The organism is Spirochaetales bacterium (assembly GCA_016930085.1).
Taxonomy (GTDB): Bacteria; Spirochaetota; Spirochaetia; order SZUA-6; family JAFGRV01; genus JAFGHO01.
The window spans coordinates 26,849-46,228 of record JAFGHO010000032.1; the positions used below are offsets into that span (position 1 = coordinate 26,849).

Genomic DNA, 19,380 nt, shown 5'->3' on the forward strand with positions numbered 1-19,380 from the left:
TTTCATGGTTCAGCCCGCCCTACCAGACCATCTCCTTGGCGTCGGCGTCGATATAAATCGGGTCCTTGAGCGACCATTTCTTCAATATGGTCCTGCCGACTCTGGCAGCCGCCTGCTCCGGAGTTATCGGTGCCTCTTTGCCGCCCATATCGGAACTGAACCATCCGGGATGCATCGCCAGAATTTTAATCCCCTCTTCCCTGAACCGTGTCTGGAGAATTTTCGAAGCCATGTTCAGGGCGGTTTTGGACATACAATAAGAATACTCGGTTTTTCTCCAGGCATTCCCGATCGATCCCGCTTCGGATGATATATTGATCACGAGTTTTTTGTCGCCCGCTTTGAGGAGGGGGATAAAGGCTTTTATCACCATCAGGGGCGCAATCGAGTTGACGAGAAAGGTCTGTTGGTAGACGGAGAAATCGATCTCGTCGAGATCGGGTTTTTGCTGTTCGAGATGAACCGCCGCGTTATTGACGAGAATATCGAGATGGGGTGTTTTCCCTTTTATGGCCTCATATGCATCCAGCAACTGCTTTTCATTTGTCACATCCGCACCATAAAATGCGAACCGTTCTCCATGTTTCTTCTCAAGATCCTTCATCCCGTCGCTTTTCCGTCTTCCGAGACCGATAACACGGTGACCGTTTTCAAGAAAAAAATCCGCGAGGGAGAGTCCAAGCCCCCGCGTGACGCCGGTAACGAGTATGTGGAACGACAGTTTGTTCATACGCTTCCTTTTCATCATTTCAGAATAGTCTTCAGGTTGACACGATTATAGTATAGTAAAAGCGGGCGGGGATATCCACATAAAAAAACTGTTGGAAGGGAGGATCTGAACCATCCCTTCCAACAGCAAGCATGCCGAAAAATCTCGAGACGATTACATCACCGGAATTGCGGGTATCGGAATCGTATATGAATATTTCAACGAATATGCATAGCCATTGACCGTATATCCTCCGGAAAAATCAACTGTGGCGTTTGCCCCGTCGTTTGTCATAGAACATTCCATGTCCCAGATCACATCGTAGCGTTCACCCTTCCAGACAATCTTCATTCCGCCTACATAACTCATCTCCATATTCATATAATCATCCATGGTCATCGTCATCGTCAATGAACCGTCCGCGACCGCCTGATAATACCCTTGAGCTTTAAATCCGGAAAACGTTATTTTTCCGACCCAGATGACGGGGTAAAAGTCATCATCATTATACTCATACCCGACTTCGATAGTACATGTCCCCGATCCGTTCGTATACGTACCGTCTCCGGTCCCCCGCGATTTCATCAGATTAACGTTGTTGATCTCACCTATTGCGGGCAACATTTCCAGCATGACGCTTCCCATCACCGTCATTGCCATCTGCTCCGCTTCCGCCTCGGCAAGGGGCGGTGAATCCGTGGAGCAGCCCGAAAAGAAAAGTGCCGCGCAGACCAGCACGGGAAAAACAAATGCCTTTTTCATTATATATTCCTTTCTTCCATATGATGTCTCTGTACGCACCAGTATACCACATATCGGTTATATTTCAAGAATTTTTCTCATATCAGCCGGGTTCCTCACTTTCCCTTGTCCGTTCGACCCTGGCGCCCAGGATTCTCAACCGCTCGGCGATATTCTCGTATCCGCGTTCGATCTGGTAGACATTATGCATCGTGCTCCTGCCCTCCGCGCAGAGTGCGGCAATCAGCAGACCCATCCCCGCCCTCACGTCCGGCGAGACGAGTTCCGATTCCTTGAGCCGCGTGGGCCCGGCGACGACGGCCCGGTGGGGATCGCAGAGAATGATTCGCGCTCCCATGCCGATGAGTTTGTCGACAAAAAACATCCGGGATTCGAACATTTTCTCGTGAATGAGAATCGTTCCCTCCACCTGAGTCGCCACGACCAGGGCGATACTGATCAGATCCGGTGGAAAGCCGGGCCATGGGGCGTCATCGATCTTCGGGATCATCCCTCCCAAATCGGGAACCACTTTCAGTTTTTGTGACGGTGAAACATAGATCGTGCTTCCGTCCGTCTCCCATGAAATTCCGAGCTTACCGAAAGCAATTTTTGTCATCCGGTGATGGTGCGGGGCCGCGTCCTCGATTTCGAGCTCGCCCCGGCTTGCCGCCGCGAGGCCGATGAACGACCCCACCTCCATATAATCGGAACTTATCGAAAACTCGGTACCGTGCAGTTTTTTCACGCCCTCTATGGTGAGAATATTCGAACCGATACCGCCGATCCGCGCGCCCATCCGATTCAACATCACGCACAGATCCTGAATATGCGGCTCGGATGCCGCGTTCATGAGGGTCGTCGTGCCCCCGGCCAGAACGGCGGCCATAATCGCGTTCTCCGTGGCGGTGACCGACGCTTCATCGAGGAAAATATCCGTTCCCATGAGTTTTTGAACCTCGAATACGAATTTCCCGTCGATGGTAATCTTTACACCCAGTTCCTTGAGCGCGAGAAAATGGGTATCGAGCCGCCTTCTCCCGATAACATCGCCGCCCGGCGGCGGGAGGACAACCTTTCCTGTTCTCGCGCAAAGGGGACCCGCAAAAAGAATCGACGCCCTGACCATCCGGGAATATTCCGGGGAAATCTCCGTGCGGTTGATATTATTCGTTTCAAGCACGTAGACGTTTTTTTCCGGCCGCTCGATTTTCGAACCGAGGTCTTCGAGAATCCTGACCATAACGGTCACGTCTTCCAGATCGGGTATATTGCGGAGAACAACCCGTTCGTCGGTGAGGAGTGTCGCGGCGAGACAGGGGAGAGCTGCATTCTTGTTTCCGCTCGGTCTGATTTTTCCCCGTATGGGGAATCCTCCCTCGATAATATATTTATACATAGTCCGATATGGTAACTCTTGGCGATAATAATGTCAATAATATGACATCTTCAAGGTATGATTGTGCAATTCATAGCGAATTGTGCAATTCATAGCGAATTGTGCAATTCATAGCGAATTGTGCAATTCATAGCGAATTATAAAGGAACGTTCGGCTCTCGACAAACCGGAGACGATTTATTCAGCGGGAATCGGGTACAGGACGAACTGCCGTTTGCCGAAGGGATTTTTGAGCATGTAGATGAGGACTTCCGGAATCACCGACAGACCGTTTCCATAAATGATACGAAAGGAGAGTTTGAAATAGGAACCTTTCCCGTCTTTGACATAAAAAGGATTATCGAGTATCTCGGGAAAGACAACCTCCTCGATCCCGTCGAGAACATTGATGCCGGTAAGATCCTGTTCAAAAAAACGCGACAACCCGAACAAATTAAAAAGTATCTGTTGCTGCGTCATCCCCGATTTTTCAAATTTCCGCTTTTCGGCCGGATCGAGTGAATACGAAAGAAGTTGTTCGATACTGCCGGTCAGACAAATTTCCCTGAGTCCTTCGAGAAAACCATTGAGGTTTCTCACGATATTTATTGTCTTGTATTCGATAAACCTCTTTTTGTTCCACCTTTTCCATGTGAGAAATGTCTCATATCCGACACCTTCCTCCATCCCGCGTTCATACAGAAGAATATCGAGAATACCGTCATTATCGATATCCTCGACAATGGTCTTTACCGAAACCGTCTCCTTCAGACTGACGGTCGCAACGGGATAAATCACCGGACTTTTAAAAACAAGCCATTCCTGCACGGACCCCTCTTTGGTTTGAAACGAAACAGCGATGACGACGGGATCGGGCTGGTTTTTATCGAGGTTGAACTTTGTAATCGACCCGTACACCGAATGTTCCCCCAGGGCTATCGAATTAACGAGGGAATAACTGTCGTTGTGAAGGGAAAATATATTGAAAAAAAAGGGAAACACTTCCCGTTTTTCCTTGAACAGGCGGGAAAAATCCGATATGAACTCGAGCTGCGCGTTCGCCGGATCGTCGCTTTTTATACTCAACACACATACTTCTTCCACGTCGTCCTGCGTGAAATCATGGATAAGATAGAGGATTTTTTTGTTGTTGACAAGGGGGTAGTCCGGATAATGAAAGAGACCCGCAATTTCATCATGTACTTTCTCCCGCCTGAACGGGGCCGGTGAGGCAGCCGCACCCGTATCGCTTTTATCGTCATGAAGCGAAGAATCCGTCTTGCCGCTTCCGAAGAGACCGGCGTTTTGTTCCTCGTCCTTTCCGAAAGTACCGTCTTCCTTGTCTCCGCTTGCGTCATGGATTTCGTTTTGCCGGGAAACCGATGTGCACACGGAAAACAGGGGAAGGATTGCCATCAGCATAATAATCACGGGCCCCGCTGTCTTTTTCATCTCATTCTATTATCGTTAATTTATGGTGTTCTGTTCAAGTCCCTCATTGGGTATTTTATCCGGTTTACCGGCGGAGCATGCGTGCTGCCAAAATGCCGCGGATCGGTAAAACGAGGATGCCCGCCGTCGGGCGGTGCAAAGAGAGTGTCCCGTGAATCGACGGCGAACAGCCGGAAACGGAAGCGTTATGGACAACGGCGATAATTTACCGTATACTCATCAATGATCGGGCGCCGGAAAAAGATCGAACCGGTATATCGACTCTTTTTCCAAAAACGAACGGGTGTAAAACGGAAATCCCGCAAGGAGGGGAGAGCATGAAAATAATGAAGTTCGGAGGCAGTTCTATCGCGAACAGCACACTCATCGAAAAAGTGGCGCGAATTGTCGCCGGTGAATCGGAAAAAACCGGGATTTGCCTCGTCCTGTCGGCGATGAAAGGGGTGACCGACCTTCTCATCGGGTGCGCAAGGGAAGCCGAAAACGGCAAAACATGCTATAAAGAAACCTTCAACGAGATTAAGAAAAAACACCTCGATACGGTTGAAACACTCTTCACTCAAAATAAAAAAAAGGAAATCAGGGAAGCGGTCATTTGGATGCTTTCGGAACTCGAGGAAATTCTGCACGGTATCGAACTCGTGCGGGAATGCTCCGCGCGAAGCCTCGACGTCGTCATGAGTTTCGGAGAAAAACTCAGCTGCCGCATCATGGCATCCTATCTCCCCGTCCTGGGACATGAAGCCGTTTTCATCGATGCAAGCGACGGGGTCATTATCACCGATAACGTGCACGGCAGCGCGGCCGTTTTATTTACACAAAGCTATAAAGCCATTTTGAAACGAATCAAAAGCGTAAAAGGAATTCCCGTTGTCACCGGTTTTATTGCATCGACTTCAAGCGGTGTCGTCACGACATTGGGACGGAACGGCTCCGATTATACGGCATCGATCGTCGGCGCGGGACTCGATGCGGATATCATCGAAATCTGGACCGATGTCGACGGCGTATTGAGTGCCGATCCTCGGTATGTAAAGGAAGCGTTCGTCATCCCCGAACTCAGCTACCAGGAAGCCATGGAGCTTTCGTACTTCGGAGCAAAAGTGATTCATCCCTACACGATGATTCCCGCAATCGAAAAGAAAAAAAACATTCTCATAAAGAACACACTCAATCCGGAAACCAAAGGAACCCTCATCGCGGATACGGTGAAACGTCATTCCACATGCATTACCGGTATCGCCTGTATCGACCGGATCGCGATCATCAATGTCGAAGGGTGCGGGATGGTCGGTATTCCCGGTATCGCCGCACGAATCCTGGGTGAAATAGCGGCCGCACATATCAATATCATCATGATATCGCAGGCATCATCCGAACATTCCATCTGTCTGGCCCTGAAAGAAAACGAAGCGGTCAAGGCACACGACCTGCTGAACCGGGCGCTGGCGGACGAACTGGCGACAAAACAGATTCAGAATATCGATCTTCTTCGGGATCTGGTTATCATTGCCGTCATCGGTGAAAACATGAGGGGGACGCCGGGGATTTCAGGACGCCTCTTCAGCGCCCTGGGACTCAAGAAGATCAATGTGTACGCGATCGCGCAGGGCTCGTCGGAAAGAAACATCAGTTTCGTCACGGGGAGCGGGGACAAGGAACAGGCCTTATTGACGCTTCATCACGCGTTTCTGGAAGTCTCACCGGAGAATACATCGGGATAAAAAAATTTGACTTTTCTCCTTTTTATGCAAATAGTTTAATTATGGCATTATGGAAAAATCTGTCGCAACATCCGTTTATCCTTGAGATCATGATCGAAAAACGAGGAGGGTTTTTTTATGATCCGGAAAGAAAGTAAAAAATATTCCGCAAAAACCCCCGCGACCGCCTGCGCGATACTGATCTCGTTTTTTTTTCTTATCGCCGGATGTGATGCGCTGCATAAAAGGATTTCACCGGATACCGAAGCGCCGGAGGAATCGTCCGGAATCAAGGACGCCGCCCGGATCGAACGATCCCGGCTCAATCTGTTCGGGAAAAAGGTACTTGCCCTCTATAAATCCACCGAGAATCAGACGGACAGGGAAAATCTGATTCTCTATCATCTGGCGGATATTCTCAATGATATGGGGTTTACCATCGAATACTGGGATATCGATTCGGGTATTCCCGATTCGCTGATCATGCAGGAAATAAGGGTCATTATCAGCTGGTACGGCAGCCCCGAGATGGAGGACCCGGTCGCCTATCTCGATTTTATCGACCGCTCGGTCAATGAAGGAAGAAAGTTTATCGTCATCGATAATTTTGGCGCATGGCGTTACCGGAAAGAAGGCGACGAGGTCTACGTGGACATACAACGGCTGAACCTCACCCTCTCGAAACTCGGCCTCTGGTATCTCGGTGAATGGGCCCAGGGAAAGGACGTGATCGCTATTTCGGAGAAAGTACCGGAAATGGTCGAGGCGGGCGGAAAACAGATACTCACCGAGGAAAGCTTTTACTATTATTTTCTCAAGGTCGACAGGGACCTCGACGTCTATCTTTCCCTGAAAAGAAAGGACGAGGATTTTGAAGCGAGTCCGGTGATCGTATCGAACCGGAACGGCGGTTTCGTTTTTTCGACATATATCTACCGGATGGACCAGGACGGGACGGCGACCATACTCATCGATTTCAGGAAATTTCTGAAAACGGCGATCTTCCCGTCATATAAAAACGAACATATCGGTCTGATCGCCGATACCGGGAACGACCCCTCCCGTAAACTCCTCGAATACGCAACGGAAATCCTTGCCCGCGTCAAGCTTCCGTTCACCGTCATCACCAGGGACCAGTTCGAACGGCTTCTGCCAGGCGATCTTTCCCGTTTTTCCGCGGTCGGGCTCATGGTCGCTTCCGCTGAAGGGTTGAACGGTCAGATATTCGAAGATTATCTGGATTCAGGCGGGTCCCTTGTCTCGTTCCTCCAGTTTTTTGCCTCATCGCCGGTTCCCTGGCTTGCCTCGACCGCGCGCGAACTGTCCGAAAAAGAAGTGGTAATGAACGGATACAGAATAAACGGTGGCTTCGCACTCGGGGAATCGGTTTCCGTCGAACGGGAAGAATTCAGGTGGCAATGCGGTTTCCTGTTTCCCGACGATACCGCCCGGGTCCTCGGAACAGACTTCGACGACACCCATCCCCTGCTCTGGAGCGCAGAAAAGGGGAACGGGAAGGTGCTCGTCTGGAACTGGGACGGTTTTCTCTGGGCGGAACTTGTCGGTCTTATCCTCGAATCCTTTCTGTATGTCCGGCCCGTCGGCGTGTGCGGCACACTCGGCATCGGCCATCTTTTTATCGACGACTGGCCGCTTCCCATGTACAATGTGACAAAGGAACCGGTGGAGACAACCGATACCGAATTCTATACGGAGGTCTGGTGGCCCGATGTCAAGAATATTATAGACCGATTCGAGATCCCGTACAGCGCCTACCTTATCTTCAACTACAATGCCACCGTCGAACCACCCTTTACCGGCGGAGAGTTTTTCGCCGCTGATAACATGGCATCGCTCAAAACGGCAAACGAACTCATGACGAACGACAGGGAGGTCGGCTTCCACGGCTATAATCATATGTCGCTCACCAGGGAAAAGACGAATGCGAACATCAACAAATGGCCTTCGATCGCGATGATGGAGGGTTCCCTTACGGAAGGTAAAAAGACATGGATCAACCTCTTCGGGGAAAATTCCCTTCCCTTCGGGTATGTCGCGGTCAACAATATCATTTCGGAAGAAGGGATAATCGCCCTTCACCGGGTTTTTCCCTCCATACGGACCGTATCGGCCCTCCGTTGGGGGACCGAAGAAGAGACCTATACCGAAATAGGCCCGCACCCGAGGATTCCGTCAATCTACTTCATTCCCCGAATCTCCTTCGGATACCGATTCGACGAACAGCTTAGAACACTCGTCGTTTCCGGCATGAGCGGCCCGGGATTTATCAGCCACTTCATTCACCCGGACGATGTCTACGACGAAGAACGGTCGAACGGTAAAAACTGGGAGACATTAAAAGAGGAGTTCGCACAGATATTCGGCTTTATCCGGACACATTACCCGTGGGTGGAATGGCTCGGACTCCGTGAACTCCACAAGCGTCTCCTCGAACACGACGCGACGACCTTTACATTCAGGCGGACGAATGAAAACCTCGAAGTCTTCACGTCGGCCGGCGGGTTGTTTCGGGTACGCCTCAACGGAAAACGACTCGAAGCGATAAAAGGGGGGACCGTAATCCATCACTACCGGAACCAGAACGCTTTCATCATAAAGACCCACGACAGACACTGCGTCCTCACGATCCGCTGACAACCGTAAATGTAGCCGGGCGTATTCACGGCCGGTACCGCGATGAATACGGCGGATGTTGCCGTGAATACGGCCACCGCTATGTTCATAGCGGGTGTTATCCCCTTTACCGGCCCATACCGTTCATGGTAGAATACCGTTATCGATGCGGTATAAAAAATTAGTTCCAAGTTACGCCTTTGTCTTTATATCGAGCATCCTCCTTTTAATCCCCCTATACACGGCGCGCGCCGATCTCGTCTTCGACATCCGGCTCCCGGTGTTCGCGTTTGCCGAAACACTCGAAATAGAAAACTCGATCGACGAATATTTCGACGACTATAACGATTCAATCGAAACGGAAATCCAAAAGAAAAACATGATGAAGGCCTTTTCCGAAGCGAACGCCTTTTCCTTTTCTTCGATCGCGCATCCGGCGGCCGGTAATATCGGCAGCTTCGCCGTTACCCTGGACATGACGGTAAGCGGCCAGTCGTTTACCTTCGATACGGAGGAAATATCCTCCTCGCTCGTCGACACCACGGAGGGCTCGGATTCATACCTCGGGTTCGGATTGCAATTGTTTACCGTTACCCTACTCTTTTATCCCGAAGCCTTCCTCGATATTTTCAATACGGCTTTTCCCGGTCTTCTTATCGGCATTAATTGCGGCGCGTCAAGCTTCTCGTATAACGACTACCGGTTCCGTTCGTTCAACGCGGGCGTTTCTCTCTTTTACCCGTTATTCGACGATATGAAGCCTTTTCCGGCCTTGACGTGGCGGCCCCTGACACTGGCGACTGGAATCTCATACGTATACAACAAAATCGTCAAACCGGTCCAGTGGGATTTTTCGATTCCCGTCGCCCAGGACCCGGACGGCCTTGGCGGCCCTGTTCCGGTGATAACCGGTGAGGCGGAAATATCATCCGATCCCGATGTGGGCATCTGTTCCCGGACATTCGTCGTACCGGTCTCGGGAACCACCTCCCTCGATATCGGCTGGTTTCTCATGCTGGATCTCGGATGCGGCTTCGATATGTTATTCGGCAGGGCATACGTGTCGATCGAAGACGAAGCGGATATCACAATCTCGGGCGACATGGCTTCATATGTGGATACCCCCGGCAGTCTTTCGGTCAAAGGAAGCATCAACGAAAACGCCCCGGACTTCATCCGTTTCAGAGTAACGGCGGCGGCCGGTATCCGCATCGATCCTGTCTGGATCAAAATCCCGTTTGTCTACTATTTCGATTACGGGCTGAGCGCGGGAATCAAGATGGGCATGAGTTATTGAGGAGGCGGGGGTTCCAGTGCGGATTTCAGGACGGCAAACGACAACCCGCCCACGACAAATCCAAATGAAACGAAAAACAATCCCCTGTCCGCTTCATGGGAGAAGCGGCCCTCGTTTATCGTCCGCGCGATGATATCCGAAAGCCCGTACAGGATAAAACCGATTCCGGCCGCGGTTCCCGTTCCGCCGACCGCGACGAGTTCAACGTTATACGTACCGATAACCGTATCGTCGAGTAGCGGCGTGGATAACGGCGGAAAGTCGAATTCCTCGTCGGGTGAGCTTTCCCCGTTTTCATCGCCGTCACCCCACACATAAAACGCGAAAAAAAATACCAATAATAGACAGGAAGATCTCCTCAACATATCAGGGAAGAATGGTATCACGGCGCACCGCCGGGTGTCAAGACGAAGGCCGTTCGGCGGGCGGCGCGCGATATGAACCCGGAAACCTGAAATATTAAAGGCGCGGTGTTACCTGATTCCCCGTTTTCCGTTTTCTTTTATGTTATGGCTTTTGCTTGAAAAATAGCTTAGAATTACGGGGGAGGATCTCATATGAAAAAATGTATCCTGGCCGTCCTGCTGGCCGCCGTCCTTTGTTCCACCTGCATCGAAACACAGATAAAAAAAGACACCGGTAACGATTCCGGCGTCACGGAGAATCTTTCGGGCTGGGAGAAGATAGCGCAGCTGCGGGAAAAGGGACTCATGGCGTCAATACTGAAAGAACTGGATGTCCTCTATACGAAGGCAAAAAAAGAAAAAGACGAGCTCGAACTCATTAAGATACTCATATACAGGCTGCCGTATGAATTGTTCTCAAGCGATTACGCATATAAAGAGATCATCGAAAACCTCGAACGAGAAATCGGAGAAATAAAGGAACCGGCAGCCTCGATCCTGAAATCGATTCTCGCAGAATATTACTTCAGCTACTTCCGGCGTTTTTCATATCAATTTTCCTACAGAACGGAAACCTTCGGTATCGAGGAAGACGATATCGAAACCTGGAATGCGGCAGCCTTCGGCAATAAGATTACCGGTCTTTATCTCGATTCGCTTGAAAACGAAAAGCTGCTTGAGAAAAAGAAAATGGACGCATTTAGCGACATACTCGAAGAGGGAAACTCGCGGGACATCCGGCCCACCCTCTACGATTTTCTCGCTTACAGGGCCCTCGATTTTTTCACGAGCGGGATGGTCTTCAGTTTCACGCCTCCGGCCGGGACCTTCGCGTTCGACGATCCCCGTTTGTTCGGGAGTCCGAAGGAGTTTTTGTCCCTGAAGATACCGATTGAAGACACCTCACCGATAACACTCCATGCCCTGCGTCTCCTCCAGAAGCTGACCGCCTTTCATCTCAAGGATAAAAAGCCCGAAGCCCTCATTCACCTCGATCTGAAACGCCTCGACTTCGTGAGAACGCAGGCGGCCGGACCGGACAAGGACAAACACTATGAAAGCGCCCTCGAAAAGCTCGAATCCGCATACCGGAAGCACCCTTCGTACGGACTCGTTTCATACCGCCTGGCACGATTATACAGGGAAAAGGGCAGCCGCTATCGTCCGGCAGTCTCGGACGAGCATCGCATGGATATTAAAAAGGCGTACGAAATCTGTGAAAGCGTGATCGAACGTTTTCCCGGCACCGAAGGGGCGGCGGACTGCCTCGCACTCCGCTCGTCGATTCTGGAAAAGTCGCTCGACTTCTCCATTGAAAAAGCGAACCTTCCGGAGAAACCCTTCCGCGCGCTTCTCCGTTTCAAAAACATCGAAAAGGTTTATTTCCGCGCCGTTCCGCTCGAAAGCCCGATGCGTGAAACGATCGGGGAAATACGGCGCACAGAGGGTTATGACGCGGCTTTCGACAGTTACCTGACATTGCCCGCCCGTAAAGCGTGGGCGGTCGATATTCCCGATACAGGGGATTTCCAGCCGCACAAGGCAGAGACGGCAATACCGGGCCTTGCGAAGGGATACTACGTCATCCTCGCCTCGGCAAACGAGGATTTTTCCACAGCCGGCAACGCAATCTCCTATTCCCCGGTCTGGATCACCGAAATCTCGTTTCTCAAGTGCGACGAATGGACGGAGGGAAACGGGCGCTATTACGCGGCGCACCGGGAAACGGGCCGGCCGCTTGCGGGGATAACGGTCGACATCATCGAACCAAAGTGGAATTCCATGACACAAAAATATACGCGCACACAGGCCGAACGATACACGACGGATAAAAACGGTTTATTTTCAGTGAAAAAGGGATTCGAACGCGATTACCTGATATCCTTTACCTCGAAAGACGATGCACTCCTTTTCGACGACGAGTTTTACCAGTACCCGCCGCCGGACTACGAGGAAAACCCGCTTGCGACCTACTTTATCACCGACAGGTCGATCTACAGGCCCGGCCAGACGATCTATTTCAAAGGCATCGTCATACGCCACCTGGAAAACGGGGGCGACCGGCTGAAAACCGAAGCGCGACACAAGACAATTGTCGTATTCCATGACGTCAATTCGAAAGAGATAAGCAAGCTGAATCTGGAAACGAACGAGTACGGTTCGTTCAGCGGCTCCTTCGTCGCGCCGATTGACCGGCTTACCGGAAGCATGTCGATAACGAACGAATCCGGTTCCGTCACCTTATCCGTCGAGGAATACAAGCGGCCGGGCTTCGAGGTCTCCATGGCCCCCCCGCAGGGAAGCGTCACGCTGGGGAAAGAGGTGACGGTGACGGGAACGGCGCGCGCCTTCTCCGGCTACGGAATTGCCGATGCGGCCGTACGCTTCCGCGTGGTGCGGAACGCCTCGTATCCCTACCGGTGGTGGGGGTACCGGGGCTATTATCATCCTTCACCCGAGACGGAAATAAGGCACGGAACGGCAACGACGGATATCGCCGGAACCTTCACGATAGGGTTTACCGCCGCCCCCGATCCTTCCGTCCCGGAAGAAGAGCTTCCCGTCTTCAGCTACACGGTCTACGCCGATGTCACGGATACGACCGGGGAGACCCATTCGAACAGCATAACGGTGAGATCAGGCTATGTGTCGCTCGACCTCTCGATCGACGTGCCCGAACACCTCGAAAGGGAACAACCCCGCGAGTTTCCGATCAAAAGCCGGAATCTCGACGGTGTCTTTATCCCGGCTTCGGGAACGGTCGCCATTACGCGGCTCGCACCGCCCGGGAGGGAGTTCAGGGAGCGGCTCTGGGAACGGCCGGATATCTTTCTCATGGACCGCGAATCCTTTTACGCGGCATTCCCCAATGACGTCTACGACGATGAAAACGAACCCCGCACATGGAAAAGGGAAGAACGCGTTTATTCTGGAAAATTCGACACGGCGAAACACCGGTCGCTCGAACTTGAAAACATCTCGGGGTGGAAGGGGGGGATGTATCTGCTCGAAATGGCGTCCGCGGACACCTCGGGAAGGAAGATCACCGTCGAGCGTTACTTCACCCTCTCATCCGGAAAGGCCGCCCCGCTTCCCGTTCCCGAAACGCTCCGCATACGCCCGGTCACCGAAACGTGCAGGCCCGGAGACGACATCGAGTTCGAAATCGGTACGACGGAAACCGGCGTGTCCGTGACATACGAAATTTCCCACAAGGCCCGTATCGTCGAACACAAGGCCCTCGTCATCGACAATGAAACAAGGACCGTCCGCTTTCCGGTAAAAGAGGACCACCGGGGCATGCTCAATGTCCACGTCATCGGTATCCGGCACAACAGGGCATACACGGTCAACTATCCGGTGTTCGTGGACTGGGACAATGACGACATCGGCATCGAATTCGAGACATTCAGGGACACCCTCCTCCCCGGTGCAAAGGAGGAATGGCGGCTGAAACTCTCCGGCCCGAAGGGCGAAGCGGCCGCCGCAGAAATGGCCGCGACCCTCTACGACGCCTCGCTCGATTCCTTTCTTCCCCATGCATGGCCGAATACCTTTCTTCCGCAATTGTACGCGGCAAAATACTGGGAGGGGGATGTTTCATTCGCCCCCCTTTCATCCCGCACCGTCGAATGGAACTGGAATATATACGAGGAAGGGTACAACCGCACCTATGACAGACTCAAATTCCTGGATGAATCGATGTCCGCCTCTTTTCAGTACGCCGTGGCACGGAGTTCAATCTCCATGGTTCCCGAAGTTGCCGATACGTTTCTGAAAGAAGAAAGCGAGGCATTGCCGCCTTCGCCCGGGATATCCACGGACAAGACGGCGGACGGCAGGGACGGGGCGCCCCGGAAAGACACCGGTACCGGCCCCGGCACGCCCTTCGCCGATATCGATATCCGCACCAACCTGAACGAGACCGCTTTTTTCTTTCCCCACCTGAAAACGGACAAAGACGGAAGGATCGTTATCGCCTTCACCATGCCCGAAGCGCTGACGCGGTGGAAAATGATCGGTTTCGCGCATACGAAAACGATGTCATACGGGTATATCGAAAAGGAAACGGTCACGAAAAAGGACCTCATGATCTCACCGAACGCCCCCAGGTTTTTCAGGGAAGGGGACCGCATCGCCTTTGCCGCGAAAGTGACCAACCTTTCTGAAAAAAAACTTTCCGGAAAAGCCGCCCTCATGTTGTTCGACGCCTTCTCGATGAAACCGGTCGATGCCGTTTTCAAAAACACCAATGCGTCCGTCCCGTTTACCGTGGACAAGGAACAGAGCGTGCCGGTTTCGTGGGACATCGAGATCCCGGAGAGTATTCAAGCCGTCACCTACCGGCTCACGGCGCGGGCGGGCGATTTTACGGACGGGGAGGAGTCGACCCTGCCCGTTCTCCCGAACAGGATGCTCGTCACCGAAGCCTTACCCCTGCCGATAAAGGGAAAGCAGACGAAAACATTCGGGTTTGAAAAACTCGCCGCCTCCGGCGCTTCGAAAACGCTCAGGCACCACCGCCTCACCCTCGAATTCACCTCGAACCCGGCCTGGTACGCGGTCCAGGCATTGCCCTATCTGATGGAATTCCCCCACGAGTGCGCGGAACAGATCGCAAGCAGGTATTACGCCAACAGTCTCGCCGCGCATATCATCGGTCTCAATCCCAAAATAAAAAAGGTCTTCGATGCATGGGGGGACGGCGGGTCGAACATTTCGAACCTTGAAAAAAACGAGGACCTGAAATCCCTTCTCCTCAGGGAGACACCATGGGTCCTTCAGGCGCAGGACGAAACGGAACGGAAAAAGCGGGTCGCCCTGCTTTTCGACATCAACCGCTTGGCGCGGGAAAACGGCATCGCGTTCGGGAAACTCATGGACATGCAGGCCCCGAACGGCGGGTGGCCGTGGTTTTCCGGACTTCCCGAAGACAGGTACATCACCCAGCATATCGTCGCGCTCACGGGCCACCTGGACAAACTCGGCGTGAAAAGCGCCCGCGTGGATGACCGTGTGCGGAACACGATCGCGAGGGCGCTCGATTTTCTCGATAAGGCGATGCAGACCGATTACGACCGGTTGAAAAAATCCGGGACCGATCCCGAAAAACATCATCCCGGTTACCTTATGATCCATTACCTCTACGCGCGGAGCTTTTTCCCGGATGCGGCGGTAGAGGAGCACCGCCGCGAGGCGTTCGACTACTGGAAAACGCAGGCGGGGCGTTACTGGAACGAGTACGGCCCCTACCTCAAAGCCATGACAGGGCTCGCGCTTTACCGCTTCGGGGAGAAAACGATACCGGAAGCGATCATCCGGTCCCTGAAAGAAAGCGCGATCGTCTCCGAAGAAACGGGCATGTACTGGAGCGTCCCCCCGGGTTATTACTGGTATCAGGCCAGGATCGAGACACAGGCCCTCCTCATCGAGGCGTTCAGCGACATCGCGGGCGACAGGGAAGCGGTGGATGAAATGCAGGTGTGGCTTCTCAAGCAGAAACAGACCCAGGACTGGAAGACGACAAAGGCGACCGCGGAAGCGTGCTACGCCCTTCTCATGCAGGGAAGCGATCTTCTCTCCGACAATGAGGCGGTCGGAATCACCCTGGGCACGACAACAATCGACCCGCGCGCCATGGAAGCCGCGAAGCCCGAGGCGGGCACCGGCTATTTCAGGACATCATGGGGGCCGGGTGAAATAAAGCCCGACATGGGAAAGGTCACCGTGGAAAAAAAGACCGGCGGGGTCGCATGGGGCGCCCTTTACTGGCAATATTTCGAGGAACTCGACAAAATTACGCCTTATAAAACGCCCCTCGGCCTCGAAAAGACCCTCACCCTCACCGTCGATACGGAGAAGGGCCGGATTCTCAAGCCGGTTAAAAAAACAACCGTCCTTTCGACCGGCGACCTCCTCACGGTTCGGATCGTGCTCAGGGTCGACCGGGACATGGAATACGTGCACATGAAAGACATGCGCGCCGCGGCCCTGGAACCGGTGAACGCCAACTCCGGCTACCGCTATCGGGACGGGCTGTGGTACTACGAAAGCATCAAGGACGCAACGGTCGATTTCTTCTTTCCCCGCCTTGTCAGGGGAACCTATGTTTTCGAGTACCCGCTCAGGATCACCCAGCGGGGGAATTTCGCCAACGGGATCACGACGATCCAATGTATGTACGCCCCGGAGTTCACCTCGCATTCGGAAGGGGTGAGGATCGGGGTGGAGTAGGAGGGGGGGGCCGGTTATTTCACCGTGGTTGTTGCAGGTGCATGCGGCGGTTTTTCCGTTCGGTCAGGTAAGACCGGTGATTTTGTTCATGATGCCGTATGGGGTTACGACGGATTTCGCGGTATGTGTATAACATTCCGTCATTCACGTTGCCTCTTTTAACGAACGTGTATTTGTTATTCTTCCGTGTTACTTCGACTACATCTGTTTCATTAATATCGTGTAACGGCTCCATGTCAATTGTCTCGGCGCTGAGACAATTCGGGTGTAAATTTCAAAAATCGAAGGGTTTTATATAATAAGCTTTGTCCTGGTTTATACCGATTTCCCTGGCAAGCGTTGTAAAGACAATATCACCGTAATCAGCCCGGAAAGTTTCTGTTCGGAATAATTGGGGTTACTACGGATTTCGCGGTAAAGAACGGATTACGCGGGGACGGGAGTGATAGCGTAATACGGAAAAGCGGGATGTTTTGAATTATCAGGTTTTTTATTGTTATTATAATTCGTATAACGTCCGATTTAAAAAAACAATATTAATTCCATATAATCATAGCCACATTCATAATTTTATTGAATTCTCATTCTCCATATCCATCCGCGTAATCCGTCTTCTTCCGTGGAATCCGTAGTTACTCTTCTTTCCTTCGTATGGCGTTTACCATTCACGCACATTTCGGGCCGGGTTTGCTTGAATCCGTCTACGAAAGCGCTTTTTGCGTCGAACTCGCCCATGCCGGTATTCCGTTTGAACGGCAGAAAGTGTTTTCACTCAACTACAAACACGAATATGTCGGCGCCTATATCGCGGACCTTGTTGTCGACAATACCGTTATCCTCGAACTCAAGGCCGTCGCCCGGCTTGCAGCGGTAATGGAAGCGCAGCTTATCAGCTATCTCAGGCTTTCAGGGCTTCCGGTCGGCTACATCATCAACTTCAACTCTTTCTGCCTTGAATGGAAACGCTTTGTCAATCAACGGGAAGGATAGCCTTCGGGCTGTCTTTTCCGTATTAAGCTCAATTGACATCACACTCGCTTTCTATACGGAGAAGGTGCGGATTCTCAAACCGGTTAATAAAACAACCGCTTCCTTTCGACCGGCGACCTCCTCACGTGTCAGGATCGTGCTCAGGATCGACCGGGACATGGAATACGTGCATATGAAAGACATGCGCGCCGCGTGTAAAATGCTTGACATTTACACCGCGGCCCTTGAACCGGTGAACGCCAATTCATCAACATTTTACAGCCTTGTGAAGCTGCCAAAGTAAGACTACGGCAACCCTCCTATATTTGATCATTACTGATTTCTTTAAACCAATCAAAAATTACCGGATAATACCATATACCATTAATTTTATCCTGATTCAGCTTGTCAATAAAATGAGAGAAAAGCTGTTTATTTTCCTTATTAACGGGGATTTTCCCTTTTAAGACACGAAATAGAAATTGATTTAAATTCAACGGAGATTCATCGTCAACAAAAGCGACAGCCAATAAACCTTTTTTATTATCCTTGAAATGAGTCTCTTTAACATAAATTATATCGTCAGGTTTAAATTCATATAGTTCGCTTCTATCATCAGGTTCATAATCAAACGGTAAAATCTTAAAACGTACAGAATCCGGTGTTTCTGCTTTTACCGGAATATATGATTCCGATCCATTAATACAAGTTAAATATATTGTACTTGTCATATTGCCTACCTGTCTTTTTTGACAAAGTTTTTATTATAGAAAAATCAATATTACGCATATACAATCGCCCATGGCCGGATCGCCCAAACGCCTACGCGGTGTTGGCCGATCCGGCCATTCATCAATAATCCATACCTTCAACAGAATGATATAATTTCCAATCGCTTAAAAATAAATAAGGTATTATATCCAGCGGAAAAATATCGTCATGATGTTTATATAAATATCCATTTATCCATATAATGTCCGGATTTGATTCGGAAAATGCAAATGAATAAATGACATGCTTATAAGATAAAATATCACATCTGATAGTAAAGTCAATATTTTTTGTATCGTATATTTGTTGTAAATGTATGACTCCCTTTATTTTATTAAGCAATTTTGCAATTGGAACGACTTTATACTTTCTTATTTCAATCTTGACATCACAATCTGTTTTTAAATCATCAGGTGTGTTATATCTATCAAATACCGTTAAACCATTATAATACACAACTATCTCAACCGCTTTATTAAATATCGTGTAAGAATCAAATGTATCATTAATTGAAATTGGCTTATTACAGCAATAAAATAATAAAAATGCTTGAGAGATCCATAATATTTTTAATATGTTTTTTATCGCATCTTTCATAAGCTAATTGTCATTTTAACCAACACCCCTCGCAATTGCGTTGGTTTTGTCAAAAATTTCTACAAGATAAACGTTACATTCAAATTTTGCAGGTTAATTATAAAACAATTGTTTTGCAAATTCAATTTTAAAAATAGCATAATCACCCCGTCGATCCGGGAACCGATCCGTCCGCACAATATCATAGACCGCGGGGGCCGGACATCATTCATGAATGGCCCGTTATGTGCATTATCTTAGTCTTCATATTCATTATAGATATACCAATTTTCTTTTATCTTTATATAAATATAATAAGAGCCATTTTCGGGATATATCACATCTCTTATAGTATCAAAAGGTTTTGTTTGAATGGTATTATTGTTATATTTGAAAAAATTGGCAGGTTCTTCCATTGAGTAAAGAATATACTGCTCCCAAGAAACTGGACAGTACCTGAGTTAGATTGGTACTATATAAGAAAGGGAGAATAAATATGGGAAGAAAAAGAA

The 19,380-nt window shown here is 50.5% G+C and carries 13 protein-coding genes; 6 read left to right on the top strand and 7 right to left on the bottom strand.

Going from position 1 to position 19,380, the window contains the following annotated elements:
• Positions 1-19: 19 nt before the first annotated feature.
• The 4 genes from JW881_05935 to JW881_05950 all read right to left on the bottom strand — a co-directional run bounded on the left by JW881_05935 (position 20) and on the right by JW881_05950 (position 4,280).
• A complete protein-coding gene (locus JW881_05935) occupies positions 20-730 on the bottom strand; it encodes an SDR family NAD(P)-dependent oxidoreductase (GenBank protein MBN1697032.1) in 711 nt (236 codons plus the stop codon).
• A gap of 153 nt (positions 731-883) precedes the next feature.
• Positions 884-1,471 carry a hypothetical protein gene (locus JW881_05940; protein ID MBN1697033.1) on the bottom strand — a complete coding sequence of 196 codons (588 nt, stop codon included), beginning with the start codon at positions 1,469-1,471 and terminating at the stop codon, positions 884-886.
• A gap of 82 nt (positions 1,472-1,553) precedes the next feature.
• Positions 1,554-2,849 (bottom strand): UDP-N-acetylglucosamine 1-carboxyvinyltransferase, encoded by a 1,296-nt coding sequence (gene murA, locus JW881_05945; GenBank protein MBN1697034.1) that lies wholly within the window; start codon positions 2,847-2,849, stop codon positions 1,554-1,556.
• A 177-nt stretch (positions 2,850-3,026) separates the two neighbouring features.
• The gene (locus JW881_05950; protein ID MBN1697035.1) at positions 3,027-4,280 is read right to left on the bottom strand and encodes a hypothetical protein; all 1,254 of its coding nucleotides are present in this window, start codon (positions 4,278-4,280) and stop codon (positions 3,027-3,029) included.
• 317 nt (positions 4,281-4,597) lie between these two features.
• On the opposite strand from JW881_05950, the gene JW881_05955 reads away from it, so the two are divergent.
• The 3 genes from JW881_05955 to JW881_05965 all read left to right on the top strand — a co-directional run bounded on the left by JW881_05955 (position 4,598) and on the right by JW881_05965 (position 9,914).
• Positions 4,598-6,004 carry an aspartate kinase gene (locus JW881_05955; protein ID MBN1697036.1) on the top strand — a complete coding sequence of 469 codons (1,407 nt, stop codon included), beginning with the start codon at positions 4,598-4,600 and terminating at the stop codon, positions 6,002-6,004.
• 117 nt (positions 6,005-6,121) lie between these two features.
• On the top strand, positions 6,122-8,638 hold the full coding sequence (locus JW881_05960) for a DUF2194 domain-containing protein (GenBank protein MBN1697037.1): 2,517 nt from the start codon (positions 6,122-6,124) through the stop codon (positions 8,636-8,638).
• 145 nt (positions 8,639-8,783) lie between these two features.
• A complete protein-coding gene (locus JW881_05965) occupies positions 8,784-9,914 on the top strand; it encodes a hypothetical protein (GenBank protein ID MBN1697038.1) in 1,131 nt (376 codons plus the stop codon).
• On the opposite strand, the gene JW881_05970 is transcribed toward JW881_05965, so the two are convergent.
• A complete protein-coding gene (locus tag JW881_05970) occupies positions 9,908-10,300 on the bottom strand; it encodes a hypothetical protein (protein MBN1697039.1) in 393 nt (130 codons plus the stop codon). The two genes, JW881_05965 and JW881_05970, sit on opposite strands and share 7 nt — an antisense overlap.
• 171 nt (positions 10,301-10,471) lie before the next feature.
• On the opposite strand from JW881_05970, the gene JW881_05975 reads away from it, so the two are divergent.
• From JW881_05975 to JW881_05985, 3 genes are all read left to right on the top strand, one after another.
• Positions 10,472-16,552, top strand: a complete 6,081-nt coding sequence (locus JW881_05975) for a hypothetical protein (protein MBN1697040.1) — start codon at positions 10,472-10,474, stop codon at positions 16,550-16,552.
• A gap of 651 nt (positions 16,553-17,203) precedes the next feature.
• Complete coding sequence (locus JW881_05980) at positions 17,204-17,542, top strand: GxxExxY protein (protein MBN1697041.1); 339 nt, start codon at positions 17,204-17,206, stop codon at positions 17,540-17,542.
• Positions 17,520-17,825: a hypothetical protein gene (locus JW881_05985; protein MBN1697042.1), complete on the top strand. Its 306-nt coding sequence runs from the start codon at positions 17,520-17,522 to the stop codon at positions 17,823-17,825. The genes JW881_05980 and JW881_05985 overlap by 23 nt, the downstream gene beginning before the upstream one ends.
• A gap of 16 nt (positions 17,826-17,841) precedes the next feature.
• Here the strand turns inward: JW881_05985 and JW881_05990 are convergent, their stop codons facing one another.
• Together JW881_05990 and JW881_05995 are read right to left on the bottom strand one after the other, a co-directional pair.
• Complete coding sequence (locus JW881_05990; protein ID MBN1697043.1) at positions 17,842-18,252, bottom strand: hypothetical protein; 411 nt, start codon at positions 18,250-18,252, stop codon at positions 17,842-17,844.
• A 121-nt stretch (positions 18,253-18,373) separates the two neighbouring features.
• On the bottom strand, positions 18,374-18,889 hold the full coding sequence (locus JW881_05995) for a hypothetical protein (GenBank protein ID MBN1697044.1): 516 nt from the start codon (positions 18,887-18,889) through the stop codon (positions 18,374-18,376).
• Positions 18,890-19,380 lie beyond the last annotated feature (491 nt).